The organism is Streptomyces sp. NPDC020490 (genome assembly GCF_044335305.1).
GTDB lineage: Bacteria > Actinomycetota > Actinomycetes > Streptomycetales > Streptomycetaceae > Streptomyces.
The window spans coordinates 79776-100908 of the sequence record NZ_JBIRUY010000034.1; the positions used below are offsets into that span (position 1 = coordinate 79776).

General features: G+C 71.0%; 19 protein-coding genes, 1 tRNA gene, 1 pseudogene and 1 riboswitch. Of the genes and pseudogenes, 8 read left to right on the forward strand and 13 right to left on the reverse strand.

Annotated elements, in window-relative coordinates; genetic code table 11:
• Positions 1-10: 10 nt before the first annotated feature.
• The gene (locus tag ACH4ZX_RS30210) at positions 11-322 is read right to left on the reverse strand and encodes a hypothetical protein (RefSeq protein ID WP_398279535.1); all 312 of its coding nucleotides are present in this window, start codon (positions 320-322) and stop codon (positions 11-13) included.
• A gap of 104 nt (positions 323-426) precedes the next feature.
• On the opposite strand from ACH4ZX_RS30210, the gene ACH4ZX_RS30215 reads away from it, so the two are divergent.
• Positions 427-657: a DUF4287 domain-containing protein gene (locus tag ACH4ZX_RS30215; protein WP_351891514.1), complete on the forward strand. Its 231-nt coding sequence runs from the start codon at positions 427-429 to the stop codon at positions 655-657.
• A gap of 196 nt (positions 658-853) precedes the next feature.
• On the opposite strand, the gene ACH4ZX_RS30220 is transcribed toward ACH4ZX_RS30215, so the two are convergent.
• Positions 854-1765 carry a Bax inhibitor-1/YccA family protein gene (locus ACH4ZX_RS30220; protein WP_398279538.1) on the reverse strand — a complete coding sequence of 304 codons (912 nt, stop codon included), beginning with the start codon at positions 1763-1765 and terminating at the stop codon, positions 854-856.
• A 203-nt stretch (positions 1766-1968) separates the two neighbouring features.
• Positions 1969-3144, reverse strand: a complete 1176-nt coding sequence (locus tag ACH4ZX_RS30225) for a 4-hydroxybenzoate 3-monooxygenase (RefSeq protein WP_398279541.1) — start codon at positions 3142-3144, stop codon at positions 1969-1971.
• A gap of 689 nt (positions 3145-3833) precedes the next feature.
• Between ACH4ZX_RS30225 and ACH4ZX_RS30230 the strand changes: the two genes are divergently transcribed.
• From ACH4ZX_RS30230 to ACH4ZX_RS30240, 3 genes and pseudogenes are all read left to right on the forward strand, one after another.
• Complete coding sequence (locus ACH4ZX_RS30230; RefSeq protein WP_398279544.1) at positions 3834-4247, forward strand: spore-associated protein A; 414 nt, start codon at positions 3834-3836, stop codon at positions 4245-4247.
• 63 nt (positions 4248-4310) lie between these two features.
• A complete protein-coding gene (locus ACH4ZX_RS30235) occupies positions 4311-4526 on the forward strand; it encodes a hypothetical protein (protein ID WP_398279547.1) in 216 nt (71 codons plus the stop codon).
• Between the two features lie 13 nt (positions 4527-4539).
• Positions 4540-5131 (forward strand): annotated as a pseudogene (locus tag ACH4ZX_RS30240) (HD family hydrolase).
• 559 nt (positions 5132-5690) lie between these two features.
• On the opposite strand, the gene ACH4ZX_RS30245 reads toward ACH4ZX_RS30240, so the two are convergent.
• Positions 5691-5774, reverse strand: a tRNA-Leu gene (locus tag ACH4ZX_RS30245).
• Positions 5775-6163: 389 nt separating this feature from the next.
• On the opposite strand from ACH4ZX_RS30245, the gene ACH4ZX_RS30250 reads away from it, so the two are divergent.
• Positions 6164-6937, forward strand: coding sequence for an ABC transporter ATP-binding protein (locus ACH4ZX_RS30250; RefSeq protein ID WP_398279550.1), 774 nt, complete (start codon positions 6164-6166; stop codon positions 6935-6937).
• Positions 6937-9465 (forward strand): ABC transporter permease, encoded by a 2529-nt coding sequence (locus ACH4ZX_RS30255; RefSeq protein WP_398279553.1) that lies wholly within the window; start codon positions 6937-6939, stop codon positions 9463-9465. Before ACH4ZX_RS30250 ends, ACH4ZX_RS30255 begins: the two co-directional genes overlap by 1 nt.
• A 98-nt stretch (positions 9466-9563) precedes the next feature.
• Here ACH4ZX_RS30255 and ACH4ZX_RS30260 read toward each other — a convergent pair whose 3' ends face one another.
• Both ACH4ZX_RS30260 and ACH4ZX_RS30265 read right to left on the reverse strand, forming a co-directional pair.
• Positions 9564-10850 (reverse strand): class I SAM-dependent methyltransferase, encoded by a 1287-nt coding sequence (locus tag ACH4ZX_RS30260; RefSeq protein ID WP_398279556.1) that lies wholly within the window; start codon positions 10848-10850, stop codon positions 9564-9566.
• Between the two features lie 224 nt (positions 10851-11074).
• The gene (locus ACH4ZX_RS30265) at positions 11075-12466 is read right to left on the reverse strand and encodes an NAD(P)/FAD-dependent oxidoreductase (RefSeq protein ID WP_398279559.1); all 1392 of its coding nucleotides are present in this window, start codon (positions 12464-12466) and stop codon (positions 11075-11077) included.
• Positions 12467-13028: 562 nt separating this feature from the next.
• Between ACH4ZX_RS30265 and ACH4ZX_RS30270 the strand changes: the two genes are divergently transcribed.
• Both ACH4ZX_RS30270 and ACH4ZX_RS30275 read left to right on the forward strand, forming a co-directional pair.
• On the forward strand, positions 13029-13301 hold the full coding sequence (locus ACH4ZX_RS30270; RefSeq protein ID WP_398279562.1) for a type II toxin-antitoxin system Phd/YefM family antitoxin: 273 nt from the start codon (positions 13029-13031) through the stop codon (positions 13299-13301).
• Positions 13298-13567, forward strand: a complete 270-nt coding sequence (locus tag ACH4ZX_RS30275; protein ID WP_398279565.1) for a type II toxin-antitoxin system RelE/ParE family toxin — start codon at positions 13298-13300, stop codon at positions 13565-13567. Before ACH4ZX_RS30270 ends, ACH4ZX_RS30275 begins: the two co-directional genes overlap by 4 nt.
• A 4-nt stretch (positions 13568-13571) precedes the next feature.
• On the opposite strand, the gene ACH4ZX_RS30280 is transcribed toward ACH4ZX_RS30275, so the two are convergent.
• From ACH4ZX_RS30280 to ACH4ZX_RS30310, 7 genes are all read right to left on the reverse strand, one after another.
• Entirely contained in the window at positions 13572-14513 is a 942-nt protein-coding gene (locus ACH4ZX_RS30280; protein WP_398279568.1) for an exopolyphosphatase, read from the reverse strand.
• A complete protein-coding gene (locus ACH4ZX_RS30285; protein ID WP_360743773.1) occupies positions 14510-15040 on the reverse strand; it encodes a DUF501 domain-containing protein in 531 nt (176 codons plus the stop codon). Before ACH4ZX_RS30285 ends, ACH4ZX_RS30280 begins: the two co-directional genes overlap by 4 nt.
• Before the next feature lie 35 nt (positions 15041-15075).
• Positions 15076-15552 (reverse strand): septum formation initiator family protein, encoded by a 477-nt coding sequence (locus tag ACH4ZX_RS30290; protein WP_398279571.1) that lies wholly within the window; start codon positions 15550-15552, stop codon positions 15076-15078.
• 100 nt (positions 15553-15652) lie between these two features.
• On the reverse strand, positions 15653-16957 hold the full coding sequence (eno, locus tag ACH4ZX_RS30295; protein WP_360743767.1) for a phosphopyruvate hydratase: 1305 nt from the start codon (positions 16955-16957) through the stop codon (positions 15653-15655).
• 337 nt (positions 16958-17294) lie between these two features.
• On the reverse strand, positions 17295-18011 hold the full coding sequence (locus ACH4ZX_RS30300) for a transglycosylase family protein (RefSeq protein ID WP_398279574.1): 717 nt from the start codon (positions 18009-18011) through the stop codon (positions 17295-17297).
• 3 nt (positions 18012-18014) lie between these two features.
• Positions 18015-18184: riboswitch (cyclic di-AMP (ydaO/yuaA leader) on the reverse strand.
• A gap of 183 nt (positions 18185-18367) precedes the next feature.
• A complete protein-coding gene (locus ACH4ZX_RS30305; RefSeq protein WP_398279577.1) occupies positions 18368-19399 on the reverse strand; it encodes a transglycosylase family protein in 1032 nt (343 codons plus the stop codon).
• Between the two features lie 147 nt (positions 19400-19546).
• Positions 19547-20842 carry a cytochrome P450 gene (locus tag ACH4ZX_RS30310; protein ID WP_398279580.1) on the reverse strand — a complete coding sequence of 432 codons (1296 nt, stop codon included), beginning with the start codon at positions 20840-20842 and terminating at the stop codon, positions 19547-19549.
• Positions 20843-21133: the final 291 nt, after the last annotated feature.

Genomic DNA, 21133 nt, shown 5'->3' on the forward strand with positions numbered 1-21133 from the left:
CGCCGGGCTGTCAGACCCCCGCCCGCTCCTGCGCCCGCGCCACGCACCGCACCGCTTCCGCGACCTGGTCCTCGTCCGTGAGCACGAGGGCCAGGTCGTGTACGGCGACGGTGATCTGGTCGGCGGCGGCGAACATCCCGGCGTCCGGCATCTCGCGCGGCTCCGCCCCGGGAGCCTCCAGCAGTTGCGCCCGCCGGGCCAGGTCCCTGGCCAGCCGCAGGGCCTCGGCGGCGGCGCCCCGCTGCAGCCGGCTCTGCGGCGCGGCCCTCAACCGGTCGGCGAAGTGATCAACGGCTCGGGTCAAGGGCGTCGTATCAACCACGGGCCGAGCGTACGCGGACCCGCACGAGTGTTGCCAACAGGCCGACGCTCAGGCACCGTGACGTGAAGGACCGGCTTACACCCCTTTTGCGTACGGAGGCGCCGATGTCCCAAGTCTTCTCCGAGGAGACCCATCGCAACCTGCTCGCCCGCATCCCGCACTGCACCGGTCGTGCCATCTCCGACTGGCTGCGCACCGTCGAAGAAGGACCCGCTCTCTTCCGCTTCGAGGAGAAGGTGAGCTGGCTCCGCCACGAGCACAATCTCGCGTACGGCCACGCCAAGGCGATCGTCCACGAGTACGACCTGAGGAGGGCCGCGCGCAAATTCCTCTAGGCGCGCACTGTCCGCACGGCACCGTCCGCACGACGCACCGTCCGCCTGACGCACCGTCCGCCTGACGCACCGTCCGCACGACGCTGTCCGCACGGCACTGCCCGCACCACGACGAAGGGCCCCGGCGGTGCGCCGGAGCCCTTCTCGTCGGCCGCCCGGCCGGTCGTCGCCGACCGGCCGTCGCCGTCGGTCGCCGCTAGTCGTTGCTGTTGAGGATCGCGATCAGGCGCAGGAACTCCATGTAGATCCACACCAGCGTCAGCGTCAGCCCGAAGGCCGCGAGCCACGCCTCCTGGCGCGGGGCACCGTAGGCGATGCCGTCCTCGACCTGCTTGAAGTCCAGGGCGAGGAAGCAGGCGCCGAGGATGACGCCGACGATGCCGAAGAACACGCCGAGCGCGCCGCTGCGGAAGCCGAGGCCGTCACCGCCGCCGAAGACCGCGAACAGCAGGTTCACCGTCATCAGCAGCACGAAGCCGAGCCCGGCCGCCATCACGAAGCCGTAGAAGCGGCGGTTGACGCGGATCCAGCCCGCCTTGTAGGCGACCAGTACGGCGGCGAACACCGCCATCGTGCCGATCACCGCCTGCATCGCCGCACCGCTCGCGATGCGGCTGTCGACGAAGTTGGACACGACGCCGAGGAACACACCCTCGAACGCGGCGTACGACAGGATCAGCGCGGGCGAGGCCGTGCGCTTGAAGGACTGCACGAACGCCAGAACCATGCCGATGAGCGCGGCGCCGATCCCGAGCCCGTAAGAGCGGGAGACGTTGGCGTCGTCCACCGGCAGCAGCGCCCAGGACAGCGCGGCCGTCAGGATCAGCACACCGAGCGTGGACGCCGTGCGCATGACGACGTCGTCCATCGTCATGCGGCCCGCGGTGGTGGCCGGGGCCTGCGGCGGGGCGCCGTACTGCAGGTCCTGCTGGGCGTAGGGGTTCTGCGCGTACGGGTTCTGCGCGTAGGGGTTGCCGGACGGCTGAGCGTACGGGTTGCCCTGCGTGCCGACAGCGGGTCCCCCGGCCTGCGGCGCCGCGTTGAATCCCGCGTAGCCGTTGTCGCGGCTGAACCCCCGTCGCGAGAAGACCGGGTTTCTGCTCCTCATTTCACTCCTCCATGGCCACGGTGCGTGCGCCTTGGCTCAAGAGTAATAGGTAGGCAAAGGATTGACCCTAATGCTTGGGGAGGATCTTTCCCTCGTCGTGCTGCGCAACACGCTACGCGGATCCCTGATTCCCACGACCGGAGGGTGTCATTCATGACCAACCCGCGACACGGCCGGAACCGCGCGGAGATCCGGCCCGCACGTCACCCGAACGCGAACCCGGTGTACGCCTCCGCCAGATCGGTCTCTGCCGCGCGGGAGGAGGCGAGCCGCTCCAGGCGGGCGAGCTGGAGCCGGTCCTCGAAGGGGGTGGCGTCGGGCGCGCGGTGCAGCAGGACGGTCATGTCGCAGGAGAACCGCTCGGCCTGCCAGACGCGGCGCAGGCAGGTCTCGGAGTACGCGTCGAGGAGTTCCGCGGACCCCGTCCCGCGCTGGTGCGTCAGCGCCCGCGCGAAGGTGACCACGTCGCCGACGGCCAGGTTGAACCCCTTCGCGCCGGTGGGCGGGACGATGTGCGCGGCGTCGCCGGCCAGGAACAGGCGGCCGTGGCGCATGGGCTCGTGCACGAAGGAGCGCATGGGGGTCACCGACTTCTGGGTGATCGGGCCGCGCCGGAGAGTCCAGTCGTCGTCCGTCTCGAAGCGCCGCTCGAGTTCGTCCCAGATCTGCTCGTCGCTCCACGCCTCGGCGTCCGTGCCCTCGGGCACCTGGAGGTAGAGGCGGGAGACGGACGGCGAGCGCATGGACAGCAGGGCGAAGCCGCGGTCGTGGCGGGCGTAGACGAGTTCGTCGTGGGAGGGCGGCACGTCGGCCAGGATGCCGAGCCAGCCGAAGGGGTACGTCCGCTCGAAGACCCGGCCCACACCGGCCGGGACCGCCTTCCGCGCCACGCCCCAGAAGCCGTCGCAGCCGACGACGTAGTCGCACTCCAGGACGTCCTCGCGCCCCTCGTGCCGGAACCGGACGCGGGGGCGGTCGCTCTCCGCGCCCTCCACGGCGAGGGCCTCGGCCTCGAACAGCAGCGGCCCGCCCTCCTCGAGCTGCAGGGCGATGAGGTCCTTGCAGACCTCGGTCTGGGCGTAGACCATCACGGACTTCCCGCCGGTGAGGGCGGGGAAGTCGACGCGGTGGCGCCGGCGCGCGTACCGCAGCTCGATGCCGTCGTGCCGCAGCCCCACGCGGTCCATGCGTTCCCCGGCGCCCGCCGCGCGCAGCACGTCCACCGTGCCCTGCTCCAGGATCCCGGCGCGCTGGCGCTGCTCGACGTAGGCGCGGTCGCGGCTCTCCAGGACGACCGCGTCGATGCCGGCGTTGTGCAGCAGCCGGGCGAGGAGGAGGCCGGCCGGACCGGCGCCGATGATGCCGACGGTGGTGCGCATCGGGCGTTCCCTTCGAGGAGGCTTGTTCGTCTGGTGAAATTTCCTTCACTTCATCGGAACGTGAGTCTGCGCCCACGCCCAGCGAGTGTCAACGGTCGCGCGGCGAAGTCCACGGTCACCGCGACCGTCCTGGAGGACACGCCCCGGCCGCCGCGGGACGCCGCCGCCTGCGAGGACCCGGCGAAACAGAACGAGTCCCACCCCGTTCGGCACGGGATGGGACTCGTTCGCCGGAGCGCCGGGCAGGCCTTGCACCTGCATCTCCCCACAGGAAGTGGGGCGTCTTTCCTTGGACCACCAACGCAGAACCGGATCACCGTTGTCGCGGCGACCAGCTCAAGATCAATAGTACACGGATCACCGCGCCCCGCCATCCCGGGCCGCGCGCGGGTCAGGGCATCGACAGCGGTCCTGGATATCGGCCAGCCTTCCTGCCTATTCAGCCATCGTCGCGCGCGCGGACTTCGCCATTGATCGAGTCATGTCACGATCTTGAACGGCTCCGAACCGACGCCCATGACCGGCAGTGCCCCGCACGGGCTGTCATGGCCAGTCACGGCCAGGTCCGAAGCCGAAACGGCCGGGAACCGCAGCGTCCATCCCTCGGCCGCGCTCTCAGGCGACGGCCCGCGCCACGAGCCCGTCGCCTTCGACGTCGCAACAAGCCCGACAGGAGTTCACCCGTGCGCATGCCCAGACGACTCGCGTCCGCCGCGGCGGTCCTCGGCCTCACCACCGCCGGCATGGCCCTGACGGTCGGCACCGCCGAGGCGGCTTCCTACAACAGCGCCTGCGGATCCGGCTACAGCGTGATCGACTCGATGGATGTCGGCGAGGGCAACACCTTCCTGACCTACAACAGCTCCACCGGCTACAACTGCGTCGTGACCGTCAGCGACACCCCGGGGACCGCCGCGTACCTGGACGCCCGCCTGCGACTGCACAGCACATCCACCTCGTGGGCAGCCGGCACCGTGGACGACGGCAGCTACAAGTACTACGCGGGTCCCATCTACGTCTACGCCCCGAACTCGTGCATCGACTGGGGCGGCGCCGCGGCGTCCAACTACACCCGCGTCAACTACAACGACCACTGCGGCTGACAGGCCGGACAACGACCTCGTCGACCCAGCCGGCGAGGAGGCGGTCTCCTTCTGGCCCACCTCGTGGCAGGCATCGCGCCCGAGCACGGTTATGTGGAGCTCAATATTCACAGCGTGTGGGCGCTGCTCCAGGTCCGCCCCGACCTGCTCCAGTCGGGCGAGGCGGCCAGGGCCCTGCGCGAACGGCTTCCGATCACGTTGGACAGCCGGGAGCTCTCGGCGCGCGGGCGGCGGGAGTTGGAGAGCATCCGGTACGCGATCCGCCTCGCCGAGGCGTGAGAGGAGCCCCACGGTGTCCGAGGCCCAGGAGCTGACTGCGGTGGCGCGCTTCCTGTACGAGGCGGGGACGCTCAAGAACACCAGGCGCAGCGGCTGGTGGATGGCGGGCGTCAAGGACCCGGAATCCGTGGCGGACCACTCCTGGCGCACCGCCCTTGTCGCCTCGATCATCGCCCAACTGGAAGGTGCCGACCCGGCCCGGGCCGCTTTCCTCGCCGTGTGGCATGACACCCAGGAGACCCGCACCGGCGACGTCAACCATCTGGGCAAGAAGTACGCCAAGGTCGAGGCGGACCCACGCGACATCACCGCCGACCAGGTCACCGGAATGCCCGACGGCCTTGGCCGACGCTGTCCGCGCCCTGATCGGCGAGTACGAGGCGAAGGAGAGCCCGGAAGCCGTCTGCGCCCGGGACGCGGACAAGCTGGAGTGCATGATCCAGGGCTTGGAGTACCGGGCGCAGGGCTACGCCGACGTACAACGGTGGATCGACAACAGCCGCGGCCGGATCACCACCAAGAGCGGCCAGGCCATCGCGGACGCCGTACTGGAAACCGGCTCCCTGGACTGGCTGCGCGCCGCCCTTGGCGAGACGCAGCACTGACGACCTGTAGAGCTACCTCAAGGGGGCGGGGCGCCGTTCTCCGCCAGTGCCTCACGGCACCAGCTGCACAGCGGTCCGCACGAGCGTGGGCCGTACTTGTGCGGTCCTGCGCCGGCACCTGGCGCACGGCCCGGCCTCAAGCCATACGCACGTCTGGGCAATCTTGTTGACTTGGGCCGCCACGGTCGCCCGGCTGAAGTGCTCCGGGCTGCGCACGTCGCAGTTGCCGAACGTGGGCACCAGGTGCTGCTGCAGCTCCCGGAGGCAGTCCTGGCGGCAACGGTCCTCCACACCCGTTGTGCGCTCGATGCACGCCCGGGCGTAGTCGCGGAAGATGAACCGCTCCTCCACCCCGGCGGACGGGTCGATGTATCCCTCACCCTTGCCCCACCCAGGCGGCCACTGCTGGTCGTGTTGTCCACGTCGGTGTCTTTCCGTGGTGTCACGTACGCCGTGGCACGGCACCATACGCTTGGTGCTCCCAGTGTGCTCCCGAGCCAAAACGAGAAAACGTCCCCGTAGGGACGTTTCCACTGGTCAGACGCTGCGTAACGGTGAGTGCCCGGAGCCGGACTCGAACCGGCACGCCCGCGAAGGGGCAGCGAGGTTTAAGCTCGCCGTGTCTGCATTCCACCATCCGGGCAGGCCATGGGCTCCGCGTCGAGGTTCGACCCTATCGGGATGCATCCCTCGAACATCGGCCGGACAGACCGATGTTGTCTTATTTTATTGGCGTCTGAGGGAGCATCAGACCCGGGTACACGCCATCCGCACTTGCCAGTAGCCTTGCGGGCGACGGCCGCCCACGCATGCGGAATGACGGAATTTCACCGCCCGAACGAGGGTGCTCCACCCGTTCTTGACGAGAGCGCTCGTCAGGGCGACGTCATCCCCAGGTATGACACGGCGGCGAGGGGTCCGACCGGAGTCTGCCCCGACAACCGGAACAGCGGCTGACTCCACGGCCGCCTGCGGCGACGACGATGGACTTCCGTCCCCTTTCATCCGCCGTCCCGCGAGGAGCGCCATCCCGTGACCACCACACCCGTCGCCGGCCGCACCGCCGCCGCCGTGGCCGCACGCGCCACGGACCTGTCGAAGACCTACGGACAGGGCGAGACCCAGGTGGTCGCCCTCGACCGGGTCTCGGTCGACTTCCGGCAGGCCGAGTTCACCGCGATCATGGGACCCTCCGGATCCGGGAAGTCCACGCTCATGCACTGCGTGGCCGGGCTGGACACCTTCTCCTCGGGCTCCGTGCGCATCGGCGACACCGAGCTGGGTTCGCTGAAGGACAAGCAGCTCACCAAGTTGCGCCGGGACAAGATCGGCTTCATCTTCCAGGCGTTCAACCTGCTGCCGACGCTGACGGCGCTGGAGAACATCACCCTCCCGATGGACATCGCGGGCCGCAAGCCGGACCGGCAGTGGCTGGACCGGGTGATCGACATGGTCGGTCTGCGCGACCGGCTCGGCCACCGCCCCGCGCAGCTGTCCGGCGGCCAGCAGCAGCGCGTCGCCGTGGCCCGCGCCCTGGCCGCGCGGCCCGAGATCATCTTCGGCGACGAGCCGACCGGCAACCTCGACTCCCGCTCCGGCGCCGAGGTGCTGGGCTTCCTGCGCAACTCCGTCCGGGAGATGGGGCAGACGGTAGTGATGGTGACCCACGACCCGGTGGCCGCGTCGTACGCGGACCGGGTGGTGTTCCTCGCGGACGGGCGGATCGTCGACGAGATGCTCCGTCCGACGGCGGACGCCGTCCTGGACTTCATGAAGCGCTTCGACGCGAAGGGCCGTACCAGCTGATGTTCCGCACCGCCCTGCGCAACGTGCTCGCGCACAAGGCCCGGCTGCTGATGACCGTGCTCGCCGTGATGCTCGGCGTGGCGTTCGTGTCCGGCACCCTGGTCTTCACCGACAGCATCTCCGACGCCTACCAGAAGAGTTCGGCCAAGGGCTTCGACCGGGTCGACGTGGCCGTGCAGCCCAGGTCCCGGGCGGACCAGGGCGACCGGATCGGCAGGACGCCCGAACTGACCCGGGCCATGCTCGACACCGCCGCCCGGGTGCCGGGGGCCGCGGACGCGATCGGCGTCGTGAACGGCTTCACCGCCATCGCCGGCAAGGACGGCAAGCTCATCGGCGGCGGCTTCCGCTCCGAGGGCGGCAACTACTGGGGCGACGAGGACCCGCGCTACCCGCTGACGTCCGGCTCCGCCCCGCACGGCGAGAACCGGATCGCCATCGACGCCGAGACCGCGCGGCGGGCCGGCTACCGGGTCGGCGACACCGTGCGGATCTCGGTCGACGGACCGGTGCTGAAGCCGGTGATCAGCGGCATCTTCACCACCGACGACGGCAACGTCGCGGCCGGCGGCAGCCTGGCCCTGTTCGACACGGCCACCGCCCAGAAGCTGTTCGGCAAGGCGGGCACGTACGACGAGATCGACGTGACGGCCGCCTCCGGCACCTCCCAGACCGCGCTGAAGGCCGCGCTCGACAAGGCCCTGCCCGCGGAACTCACCGAGACCACCACCGGCCGGCAACTGGCCGACGAGCAGGCGGAGATGATCGCCTCCTCGATGAGCGGGCTGAAGCAGGGCCTGCTGGTCTTCGCGGGCATCGCGCTGTTCGTCGGCACGTTCATCATCGCCAACACCTTCACCATGCTGGTCGCCCAGCGCACCAAGGAGCTGGCGCTGCTGCGCGCGGTCGGCGCCTCGCGCCGGCAGGTCACCCGGTCGGTGCTCGTCGAGGCGTTCGTGGTCGGCGCGGTCGCCGGGGTGACCGGTCTGGCCGCCGGCGTCGGCATCGGCGCCGGGCTGCGCTCCCTGATGGGCACGCTGGGCGCCACCGTCCCCGACGGGCCCCTGGTGATCTCCCCCGCCACGGTGGCCGCCGCCCTCACGGTCGGTGTCGTGGTCACCGTGCTGGCGGCCTGGCTGCCCGGCCGCCGGGCCGCGAAGATCCCGCCGGTCGCCGCGATGAGCAGCGTGCACGCGAAGGCGACGGCCAAGTCGCTGGTGCTGCGCAACACGCTGGGCGCGCTGTTCGCCGCGGCGGGCGTCGCCGTGGTGCTGGCGGCCACGACGATGGACGGCACGGACGGGCAGGCCCCCATGGGCCTGGGCGCGGTGCTGCTGATCATCGGCGTGTTCGTGCTGACCCCGCTGCTGTCCCGCCCGCTGATCGCGGCGGCGGCGCCCGTGCTGCGGCTGTTCGGCGTCTCCGGAAAGCTGGCCCGCCAGAACTCGCTGCGCAACCCGCGCCGTACGGCGGCCACCGCCTCCGCGCTGATGATCGGGCTGACCCTGATCACCGGCATGACGGTGATGGCGGGCAGCCTGCAGAGGTCGATCGACCGGATGGCGGCGTCCGCCGTGGAGGCCGACTACGTGGTCTCCATGGCCAACGGCAACGAGCTGTCGCCGGACGTCGCCCGGAAGCTGGCCGTCACCGAGGGCGTCACCGCCATCAGCCCGCTGCGCAACGCCCCCTCGCGCATCGACGGCCGGACCGAGTACCTGACCGGCGTGAACGGGAAGGCGATCGGCGGGCTGACCGACCTGAAGGTCGACGACGGCTCCTTCACGGTGGACGGCGCGCGGGTCGTCGTCGACGCCGACACCGCCGAGTCGCACGGCTGGACGGCGGGTTCGTCCTTCACCGCGCACTTCGAGGACGGCAAGGGCGAGCGGCTGACGGTCGCCGGTGTCTACGAGGGCAACCAGCTGATGCGGGGCATCATGCTGGACGACTCCCTGCTCTCCCCGCACCTGAGCGACCCGGCGGACATGCAGGTCCTGGTCAAGACGGCGGGCGGCGCGTCCGGCGCCGCCAAGGACCGGCTGGAGAAGGCCCTCGGCACCAACCCGGCCATCAAGGTCCAGGACAAGAAGGACCTCTCCGACACCGTCGCGCAGATGTTCACGCTGATGCTGAACATGCTCTACGGGCTGCTGGCGATGGCGGTGATCGTGGCCGTGCTCGGGGTCGTCAACACCCTGGCCATGTCGGTCTTCGAGCGCTCGCAGGAGATCGGGATGCTGCGCGCGATCGGCCTGGACCGCCGGGGCGTCAAGCGGATGGTCCGTCTGGAGTCGCTGGTGATCTCCCTGTTCGGCGGTGTGCTCGGCATCGGGCTCGGGGTGTTCTTCGGCTGGGCGGCCGGTGAGCTGCTGGGCACGAAGATGCCGACGTACGAACTGGTCCTGCCGTGGGCGAGGATGGGCGTCTTCCTGCTGCTGGCCGCGGCGGTCGGTGTGCTGGCGGCGCTGTGGCCGGCCCGCCGCGCGGCCCGGCTGAACACCCTGGCGGCCATCAAGGCCGAATAGCCGCACAGCCGCACAGCGGCACAGCGGCACAGCCGATTTGCCGGGCAGCGCTGCGGCAGGAGGGGCCCCGCCGGGAGGCGGGGCCCCTCCTGCCGTGCTCAGTTCCAGGTGCGGGAGCGCAGCGGCATCCCGGAGGCGCCGGAGTCGGGGGTCTTCACGGCCAGCACCTGGTTGACGCCGATGCCGTGACGCTCGAACGCGACGGCGGAGGCGGCCATGTACAGCCGCCACACCCGGGCGCGCCCCGGTCCGACGAGGCCGGCCGCCCGCTCCCAGCCGTCCTCCAGGTTGGCCACCCAGCGGCGCAGGGTGAGGGCGTAGTGTTCGCGGAGCGACTCGACGTCACGCACCTCGAACCCGGCCCGCTCCAGCTGCGTGACGGTGCTGCCGACGGGGGCGAGCTCGCCGTCGGGGAAGACGTAGGCGTCGATGAACTCGTCCACGGCGTAGCCCGATTCGTCGCGCCGCGGGGGCCGGCCGATCTGGTGGTTGAGCAGCCGTCCGCCGGACTTGAGGAGGCGGTGCAGCGTCTCGGCGTACTCCAGGTACCGCTCGGCGCCGACGTGTTCGGCCATGCCGATGGAGGAGATTGCGTCGTACGGGCCGTCGGCGACGTCGCGGTAGTCCTGCACGCGGATCTCGACCCGGTCGGTCAGCCCCGCGTCGGCGACGCGCTTGCGGGCGTAGGCGGCCTGCTCCTGCGAGAGCGTGATGCCGACGACGCTCACGTCGTGCTCGCGGGCGGCGTGCAGCGCCATGGAGCCCCAGCCGCAGCCGACGTCGAGGAGGCGCTGACCGGGCCTCAGGGCGAGCTTGCGGCAGACCAGTTCGAGCTTGTCGCGCTGCGCGTCCTCGAGGGTGCCGCCGTCCTCCCAGTAGGCGCACGAGTAGACCATGGACGGGCCGAGGACGAGTTCGTAGAAGTCGTTGCCGACGTCGTAGTGGTGGCTGACGGCGCGTCGGTCGCTGTGCCTGGTGTGCAGGTGGCGCGGCCTGCGGATCTCCTCGGGAGGCGGGGCGGGCGGCAGCGGGAGCCCGGCGAGCCGGACGAGTCCGCGGGCGGCGGCCCGCGCCTGGGGGTCGCGCAGCGTCTCGGCGAGGCCCCGGGCGTCCTCCCCGCGGTCCCACACCAGTCCGGAGATGGCGTCGAGCGCGACGTACAGGTCCCCCTCGACGTCCAGGTCGCCGGCGACCCAGGCGCGGGCGAGCCCCAGCTCGCCCGGCTTCCACAGCAGGCGGCGCACGGCCCGGCGGTTGCGCACGACCAGGGCGGGCGCCTCCGGCGGCCCCGCCTGTGAACCGTCCCAGGCGCGGACGCGCAACGGGAACGGCACTCCCAGCAACTGTTCGACGAAGTTCCTCAACCGCGGCGCGGCGTCGGCCATGGCACACACCTCCGTGACGGGCGATCCCGGAATGTCCAGCACCACGTAAACACCGGCGGCGCGGCCGCGCACTCCCCCGTTGGCGTTACGGCTGGGAAAAAAGCCGGTGGCCGGCGGATGTCCCGGGCGGGGGCGGCGGTCGCGCAAACGCGCGGAAACGCCGGAGGACCTCCCGCACCACGGATGGCGGGAGGTCCTCCGGCGTCAGACCGGCCGGGCGAGGGTCAGGAGGCCTTGGCCTTCTCCCCGGTCTTCTCCGTCTTCGGCGCGGCGGCGACCGGCGCCGGCTTGGCGGCCTCGTAGAACTCCTCGCGCGGGGACTCCAGCGCGCCGAGGGCGACGACCTCGCGCTTGAGGAACATGCCGAGCGTCCAGTCCGCGAAGACGCGGATCTTGCGGTTCCAGGTCGGCATGGCCAGGCCGTGGTATCCGCGGTGCATGTACCAGGCGAGGCGTCCCTTGACCTTGATCTTCATCTTGCCCATGACGATCATGGCGACGCCCTTGTGGAGGCCGAGACCGGCCACCGCGCCCTTGTTGGCGTGGCTGTACTCCTTCTGCGGGAAGCCCCGCATGCCGGAGATCACGTTGTCGCCGAGGGCACGGGCCTGGCGCAGGGCGTGCTGGGCGTTCGGCGGGCACCAGGCGTTCTCGTTGCCCGCCTTGCGGCCGGCGAGGTCGGGCACCTGGGCGTTGTCGCCGGCGGCCCAGATGTAGTCGGTGCCCTTGACCTGGAGCGTGGGCTCGCAGTCGACGTGGCCGCGGGGGCCGAGCGGCAGACCGAAGCGGGACAGCGCCGGGTTGGGCTTGACGCCCGCCGTCCACACGATCGTGTCGGAGTCGACCTCGAGGCCGTTCTTCAGCACCACGTGGCCGTCGACGCAGGAGTCCATGGAGGTGGAGAGGTAGATCTCCACGCCCCGGCTCTCCAGGTGCTCCTTGCCGTACTGGCCGAGCTTCGGGCCGACCTCGGGAAGGATCTTGTCGGCGGCGTCGACGAGGATGAACCGCATGTCCTCGCGGGAGACGTTCTTGTAGTACTTGGCCGCGTCGCGGGCCAGGTCCTCCACCTCACCGATGGTCTCCGCGCCGGCGAAGCCGCCGCCGATGAAGACGAAGGTGAGCGCCTTGCGGCGGATCTCCTCGTCGGTGGTGGAGTCGGCCTTGTCCAGCTGCTCCAGGACGTGGTTGCGCAGGCCGATGGCCTCCTCGATGCCCTTCATGCCGATGCCCTGCTCGGCGAGGCCGGGGATCGGGAAGGTGCGGGAGACCGCGCCGAGGGCGATCACCAGGTAGTCGAAGGGCAGCTCGTACGACTCGCCGACCAGCGGGGAGATCGTGGCGACCTTGCGGTCCTGGTCGATGGTGGTGACCCGGCCGGTGAGCACCTCCGCCTTCGGCAGCACGCGCCGCAGCGGGACGACGACGTGGCGCGGGGAGATGTTGCCGGCGGCGGTTTCGGGGAGGAAGGGCTGGTAGGTCATGTACGACCGGGGGTCGACGACCGTGACGGTCGCCTCGCCGTAGCGCATCTTCTTCAGGATGCGCCGAGCTGCGTACAGGCCTACGTACCCACCGCCTACTACGAGGATCCTGGGACGCTCCGTGGTGCTCATGGCATCGAGTATCCACCCGCCCCAGGGGGGTGGCTCGTGCGCCCCTTCACAAGCTTCTGCGGGGGCTGTGTTATCCTCCCCCGCTCACTTGGCGCAGGCCATCGCGGAGTGGGGGAACCTTCACGCCGGCCGGACCGTTGTCAATGCCGCGTGAGCTGCCTCTCCGGCTCGGAGGGGGCTGCGTGAGACCTCCGAAACACCCTCGCGGATCCGGTGCTCACCACCCCTCTACACCACCCTTCTGAACATGTTCAAGGGCCTTTCGACCCCTCTGGAGGGCCGACGAGGGCCTTTTCCCGCACCGGCGGAGCCGAATTCCTTGTGAAGAACTTCACGAACTTTCCCGGCGACCCGCCCCCGAGGGGCCCGTCGGGGCCCTCCGGGACCCGCTCATACGCTATCCGACCTGCTCAGCCGAGAGCTACTGATCAGTAGGAAAGAGACCCGGAACACCGGCCGGGCACCCCTGGGCGACCGGCCACGCGATGCCGTCGAGGATCGCTCCCGAACGCGACTCCCCGAGCCGGCGCCGCGTGTACACGTGAATGCGCACACTGATCTCGTGACTGAGCACACCGTGACCGTACGGGAAGCCCGCGCGCACCTCGCCGACCACATCAACCGGGCCGAGGAAGGCGTTCCGACCGTCATCACGCGCAACGGCGCTCCGGTGGCGGCCGTGGTTCCGATCGCGGACTTCGAGGCGCTGAAGGAAGCGGCCGACGTGATGTTGGCGCGCGAAGCCGAAGCGGTCCTGGCCGAGGGCGGTCCCACCGTGACGATGGCGGAACTACTGGCGGATCTGTTCACCGAGCACGACGGCGACGCGGCGTGAAATCCGCCTTCCGGTTCACCACGGCGGCGCAGCGGCAGCTCCGGGCCATCAGCCGCCCCGACGCCATGCGCATCCTGACCGCGCTGACCGCGCTCGGTGACGACCCGTACCGCGAGGACGCCGACGTCAAGAAACTCACCGGCCCGTCCGGGCTCCGCCTGCTCAGGGTCGGAAGCTACCGGGTCGCCTATCAGATCAACGATGGTGAACTCGTCATCCTCGTCGTCAAGGTGGGCGACCGGCGGGACGTCCACCGCGACCTGTAGGCGGTCAGGCCAAAGACCATCCGATGCCGTCGAGGATGTCGTGCTCGCTCACGACGACCTCCTCCGCGCCGATCCGCTCCATGATCGACAGCAGTACGAGGGCGCCCGCGGCGATGACGTCCACGCGCCCGGGATGCAGGGAGGGGACGGCCGCGCGCTCCGCGTGGGTGGAGTGCAGCAGCCGTTCGGTGATCTCGCGGACCCGGTCGCGGGAGACCCGGGAGTGGTGGATGCGCGCGGAGTCGTACTCGGGCAGGTCCTGCGCGATCGCCGACACGGTGGTCACCGAACCGGCGAGTCCGACCAGGGTGCGCGCCTCGCGCAGCGGCACCGTCCGCTCGGCGAGGTCCAGGGCCCGCTCGATGTCGGCCCGCATCGCCGCGATCTGCTCCGCGGAGGGCGGGTCGGTCACGGCCCCGTCGCGCACCAGGTGCCGCTCGGTCATCCGCACGCAGCCCACGTCGACGGACCGTGCGGCCCGCACGTGGTCGTCGCCGACCACGAACTCGGTCGAGCCGCCGCCGATGTCCACGACCAGGTACGGCCTGTCCAGGTGGTCGCTGCCGGCCAGCTCCCTGGTCGCCCCGGTGAAGGAGAACTCCGCCTCCTGGTCCCCGGTGATGACCTCCGGCTCCACGCCCAGGATGTCCAGCACCCCGCGCACGAACTCGTCCCGGTTCTCGGCGTCCCGGGAGGCGGAGGTGGCCACGAAGCGCAGGCGCTCGGCGCCGTGCTCCTTGACGATCTCCGCGTACTCGCGGCAGGCGGCGAAGGTCCGCTCCAGCGCCTCGGGGGCGAGCCGGCCGGTGCGGTCGACGCCCTGCCCGAGCCGCACGATCGTCATGCGCCGGTCCAGCTCGACCAGTTCGCCGGTCTCCGGGTCCGCGTCGGCGACCAGGAGCCGGATGGAGTTCGTACCGCAGTCGACGGCGGCGACCCGGGTCATCGCTGCTCCCCCTCCGCGGCCGTCACGCACGCTCCCTTGCGCCACCACTCCGGCAGCATCGCCAGGGCCTCGTCACCGAGCGGGTTGACGCCGGGACCGGCGGCCAGCGAGTGGGCGACCAGGACGTGCAGGCACTTCACCCGGTCCGGCATGCCGCCCGCGCTCGGGAAGCCGGTCAGCTCCTCGATCTCATCGCGGCGCCGGATGTAGTCCTCGTGCGCGGCGCGGTAGGCGGCGGCCAGCTCCGGGTCGGTGCGCAGCCGCTCGGTCATCTCCTTCATCACGCCCTCGGCCTCCAGCGTGCCGATGGCGGAGTTCGCCTTGGGGCACGTCAGGTAGTACAGCGTCGGGAAGGGGGTGCCGTCGGGCAGCCGCGGCGCGGTCTCCACGACGTCCGGCTGCCCGCACGGGCACCGGTGCGCGATCGCGCGCAGTCCGCGCGGCGGCCGCCCGAGCTGCTGCTTGAAGGCCTCGACGTCCGCGTCGGTGGGCTCGGTGCGCGGGGTGGTCGGCGGGGGCGTTTCCATGCCTGTGCGAAAGTCTCTCTCGAGTGTCGGTCGGGTCACTGGGCGGCGGCGTCGGACCTGTCGACGCCGTACCAGACGTTGGAGTACCAGGAGCGGTCGGCCGCCGTCCGGCCGGCGCGGGACCGCCGGGCCGCGCCCGGGTCGATCACGACGTAGCCCGTCTCGCCCGGCATCACGTAGTGCAGCCGCTGCCGGATCTGCTGTTCGGCGTACGCGTCGTCCTTCCAGCGTGCCTTGAGGTCGCGCAGCTGCCCGACCCGTTCCCGGGCCTGCTGCTTCTGCCGCTCCAGGTCGGCGATCTCGGCGCGCTGGGAGACGTACTGCCGTATCGGGTAGGCGAGCGCGACGACCAGGGTGCACACGACGAGGGCGAGCAGCGCCGCCCGGCTGGTCAGCCGGGAGCGGCGGGCCTGGCGTCTGGTCTGCGAGCGGTAGACCCGGGCCGCCGTCTGCTCGCCGAGCAGCTTGATCCTGGTCGTGGTGGAGAACCGGTCGCGGTCCCTGCCGGCCATGTCCCCGCCTCCCCTTCACACGCGCGTACGTCCCCGCACACGGTACGGGACCGCGTACGGGGACGTACGTACGACCGGCTCGTGAGCGGCCGCGCCGGGGTCAGCCCTTGGAGATCTGGGTGCCCTTGAAGCGCGGGAAGGCGCTGCGGCCGGCGTAGACCGCGGCGTCGTCGAGGATCTCCTCGATGCGCAGCAGCTGGTTGTACTTGGCGACGCGCTCGGAGCGGGCCGGGGCGCCGGTCTTGATCTGGCCGCAGTTGGTGGCGACGGCCAGGTCGGCGATGGTGACGTCCTCGGTCTCGCCGGAGCGGTGGGACATCATGCACTTGAAGCCGTTGCGCTGGGCGAGCTCCACGGCGTCCAGGGTCTCGGTCAGCGAGCCGATCTGGTTGACCTTGACCAGCAGGGCGTTGGCGGTGCCCTCCTCGATGCCGCGGGCCAGCCGCTCGGGGTTGGTGACGAACAGGTCGTCGCCGACGAGCTGCACCTTGTCGCCGAGCTTGTCGGTGATGACCTTCCAGCCGGCCCAGTCGTCCTCGAACAGCGGGTCCTCGATGGAGACGAGCGGGTAGGCCGCGACGAGCTCCTCGTAGTACTCCGTCATCTCGGCGGCGGAGCGCTCCTTGCCCTCGAAGAGGTACTTGCCGTCCTTGTAGAACTCGGAGGCGGCGACGTCGAGGGCGAGGGCGATCTGCTCGCCGGGGGTGTAGCCGGCCTCCTTGATCGCCTCCAGGATGAGGTCGAGGGCCTCGCGGTTGGAGCCGAGGTTCGGGGCGAAGCCGCCCTCGTCGCCCAGACCGGTGGCCAGACCCTTGGACTTCAGGACCTTCTTCAGGGTGTGGTACACCTCGGTGCCCCAGCGCAGTGCCTCGGAGAAGGACTCCGCGCCGATCGGGGCGATCATGAACTCCTGGATGTCCACGTTGGAGTCGGCGTGCGAGCCGCCGTTCAGGATGTTCATCATCGGCACCGGCAGCAGGTGCGCGTTGGGGCCGCCCAGGTAGCGGAAGAGGGGGAGGTCGCTGGCCTCGGAGGCGGCGTGGGCCACGGCGAGCGAGACGCCGAGGATGGCGTTGGCGCCGAGCGAGCCCTTGTTGTCGGTGGCGTCCAGGTCGAACATCGCCTGGTCGATCAGGCGCTGCTCGGTGGCGTCGTAGCCGACCAGCTCCGGGCCGATCTGCTCGATGACGGCGAGGACGGCCTTCTCGACACCCTTGCCCTGGTAACGGTTCGGGTCGCCGTCACGGAGCTCGATGGCCTCGAAGGCGCCGGTGGAGGCGCCGGAGGGGACGGCGGCACGACCCGTGCTGCCGTCGTCGAGGCCGACCTCGACCTCGACCGTGGGATTGCCTCGGGAGTCCAGGATTTCCCGGGCTACGACGACGTCGATGGACGGCACGAGCATCTCCTTCGTGGATGTGACGCTGGTAGTGCGGGGCACTTGGGCCTGACGGCCCGTCTTGCAGCCTTGCGACTAGAGCCTAACCGTCCCGGGGCCGTCGGCAGCCGACCGACCGTCCCGTGGACAAGGTCAGACGGTACCTATTGTTCACCCCCGGAACAAAGCGAGGTGAACAACGCGTGCACACCGGGCGCCGGCGGGCGAAGAAAAACCCCGCCCCGGTGCGTACGGGGGAACACGCACCGGGGCGGGGAGCCCATGGGGCCGGGGGCGGCCCCATGGCGGTCCACTGTGGGGGACGCGGCTGTGCGGGGCCTGTGGTCCGGCTACCGGGCGGCTGTCACTTCAGGTGCAGCTGCTGGCCCGGGTAGATGAGGTCGGCGTCCTCGACGATGTCCTTGTTCAGCCGGAACACCTTCTTCCAGCCGCCCTTGACGTCGTGCTCCGCGGCGATCGAGGAGAGCGTGTCACCCTTGACGACCTTGTACTCGCCGTCGCCCTTCTTGACCTTCTTGCCGGTCGGGGTGGTGACGGTCTTCTGCGACTTCACGGCCGGGCGCCCGGTGGAGCGGGAGGCGCTCTGCTGCTCGGTGGAGCGGGAGGCGGTGCCGCCGCTCGACGAGGAGGACGACGAAGAGGACGACGAGGAGGGTGCCCCGGCGGCGCCGTCGTAGGAGGCGCCGGACAGGCCCGTGCCGCACACCGGCCAGGCGCCCTTGCCCTGGGAGGCGAGGACCTTCTCGGCGACGGCGATCTGCTGCGCCTTGCTGGCCTGGTCGGCGGTGGAGGCGTACTGCGTGCCGCCGTACGCGGCCCAGGTGGAGGCGGAGAACTGCAGGCCGCCGTAGTAGCCGTTGCCGGTGTTGATGGACCAGTTGCCGCCGGACTCGCACTGGGCGACGGCGTCCCACTCGGAGGCGGTGGCGGCGGAGGCGTTGCCGGCCGCCAGCAGCGGGGCGGCGACGGCGGCGCCGGTGACACCGGCGACGGCGACGGCGCGGGTGGAGCGCTGGAGAACGGTCGGACGACGGTGCTTGCCCTTGCCGGAAAACAGCATGGTTGATCCCCTCACCGACGCCTGCGAGGTGAGCTGTCGGGTTCGGGCCGGTTGAGTTGCCCGGCCGCCCACCTCCCGGTGCGCGGCTCCACCCCTAGCCGTTCCCACCCCTCAAGGGCCGGGCCCGGCGCCTACCTTGGGTCCCCCGCTCCTGCCTACGGCGCTTGACGCGACGACTGTTCCCGGACGGCCGCTGGCAGGATTCGGCGTTGCGGCAGCCGGGGCCCGCGTTGGCGAGCGGTCATGACCGTAGACACGGAATCCACCGGATTTCAAAGACGATCAGGGCCTCTGAGACTCATCCCACACTTTCACCAAACCGGACATTCCACAGCGAAAGCGGACGTCAACTCCCGCTAGTTTTCGCCCGTTTCCGCCCCGACTCGCAGGGTCTGACCGGGGACGATGCGGCTCGGGTCGGCACCGATCGCCTTCTTGTTCAGGGCGTAGAGCTCGCGCCACCCGCCGTCGACGTCGAGGGTGTCCGCGACGGAGGCGAGGGTGTCGCCGGCGTGGACCGTGTAGGCGTCGCCGTCGTCGGCGTCCGTGCGCGCGGCATGACGGCCCGAGGACGCTTCCGTGGAGCGGCCGTTCGCCGCCTCGTCGGCGCTGCCGCCGCGGTGGCGGCCGGTGCCGGTGTCGCCGCCGGCACCGCCGGCGTCAAGGGAGCCGGTGTCGACGAGGTTCCAGGAGCCCACCATCTGCTCCGAGTTGTCCGTGTCGTCGCTTTCAGCCGTTTCGTCGAGTGAGCCGTCGGACGTCCGCGACGCGGACGGGGAGGCGGACGGCGAAGCCGACTTGTCGGACTTGGCGGGCTTGTCCGTTGCCCTGGAGGAGCCCTTCGACGCCCCGGGGGACGCGGAGGCGTCGGACGGGGCGTCCGAGGGCGAGGCCGCGCCGGACGCGTCACCCGACGCGCCGGACGAGCCGTTGGACAGGCCGGTGGAGTCGGTGGCGCCGGTGGAGTCGGACGAGTCGTCACCGATTCCGGTGTCGATGTCGGCCGCGCCCTTGTCCTTGTCGAGCCCGGAGGTCAGCCCGCAGGTGGCGAAGGCGCCGACACCCTGGTCGGCGAGTATCTTCTCGGCGACTGCTATCTGCTGGTTGCGGCTGGCCAGGTCGGCGCTCGGCGCATAGTCGAGGCCGCCGTACTTCTCCCAGTCCTCCTGGGACAGCCGCAGGCCGCCGGAGAAGCCGTTGCCGCTGTTCTCGCTCCAGGAGCCGCCGGTCTCGCACTCCGCCACCTTGTCCCACGTCGAACCGTCGGCGGCGTTCGCGGCGGAGGCGCCCAGGAGCGGGATGGCGATGGCGGAGCCGGTCACTCCGGCCGCGACGAGGAGAGCCGGAGCCTGGCGGGGGCGACGGTGACGACCGTTCCCGGAGAGCATGCGGAGACCTTTCGCGAGACAGCGGTGACCCACGCGGCAAAGAGTGTTCGAAGCAGCCGCGTTGATGGGTGAAGGTATAGGCAGACGATCACTTGTCACAAGTTGATGCCGCACAGATCACATGAAGATCACGAAGTTGAGTGCGTGTCATGTTCTGGGACTCCGGCCCTCTGGTTCCGGAGGGGTGAACTCGACCGGCAGGGTGCGCAGTCCGCGCATGATGAGGCCGCCGCGCCACCTCAACTCGGCTGGTTCCACGGCGAGTCGGAGGTCCGGGAGGCGGGTCAGCAGCGTGCCGAGCGCGGTCTGGCCCTCCAGGCGGGCGAGCGGGGCGCCGAGGCAGTAGTGGATGCCGTGGCCGTACCCCAGGTGCTGGTTGTCGCGGCGCGCGAGGTCGAGGGTGTCCGGCTGGGCGAACCGCTCCGGGTCCCGGTCCGCCGCGGCGAGGACGACCAGCACGGGGTCGCCGGCGGCGATGTCCTGCCCGCCGATGCTCAGCGGCCGGGTCGCGAACCGCCAGGTGGCGATCTCCACCGGGCCGTCGTAGCGCAGGAGTTCCTCGACGCCGGTCTCCAGCAGGCCGCGCTCGCCCGCGGCGAGGGAGCGCTGGAGGCGGGATCGCTGGGCGGGGTGGGTCAGCAGCGCGTAGGTCCCGTTGCCGATGAGGTTGACGGTCGTCTCGAAACCGGCGAACAGCAGGATGAAGGCCATGGCGGCCGCCTCGTTCTCCGTCAGGTGCTCGCCGTGGTCGGAGGCGCGGATCAGGGCGGAGATGAGGTCCTCGCCGGGGGCGGGTTCGGCGGGCAACGCCGCCCGCTTGCGGTGGATGAGGTCGGCGAGGTAGCCGCGCATCTTCTTCACCGACCGGGCGACCCCGCCGCGCGGGCCTCCCCCGTGACGGATCATCATCCCCGCCCAGTCCCGGAAGTCGTCCTGGTCCTCGCGGGGGACGCCGAGCAGGTCGCAGATCGCGTAGATGGGGAGCGGGAAGGCGAACTCGTGGATGAGGTCGGCGTGGCCGCGGCCGGCGAACCGCCCGATGAGGGTGTCGGTCAGCTCCTGCACCCGGGGCGCGAACTCGGCCACGCGGCGCGGCGTGAACGCCTTGCTGACCAGCCGGCGCAGCCGGGTGTGGTCCGGCGGGTCGATGTTGAGCAGGTGCGTCATCAGCTCGGCCTTGCGCTCCCCGGGGATGCCGGTCTTGCCCCGGGCGTGCGCGGGCTCGTCGTGGTGCGCCGGGTTCTTGCTCAGCCGCTGGTCGGCCAGGGCCTGCCGGGCGTCCTCGTACCGGGTGACCAGCCATGCCTCCACCCCGCTGGGCAGCCGTGTGCGGCGCACGGGCGCGTGCTCGCGCAGCCAGGCGTAGGCCGGGTAGGGGTCGGTGGCGAACTCCCAGCTGAAGAGTTCGGGGGCGGCGGAGTCGGCGGTGGGCTGGTCGGTCACCCCTCGACGGTATCCGTCGGCCCTCCGGCTCCGTGCCCTCGGCCTCGCGGATCGCGTACTGGTGGCCGCGGGGCCCCGCAGCCGCGGACGACCGCCGGGCGGCGCACCCGCGCACGCCCGCCATCACGACGGCGACGGCGACGGCGACCGCACCCGAGCCCCCGGCGCGACCGGCGCGCGCTCCGGGCCGGGCCCGGACAGCGCGCCCACTTCCAGGAGCGCGCCGGTAGGGCCTCGCGGATCGCGTCCCGGCAGACGCGGGGCCCCGCAGCCACGGACGACCGCCGGGCG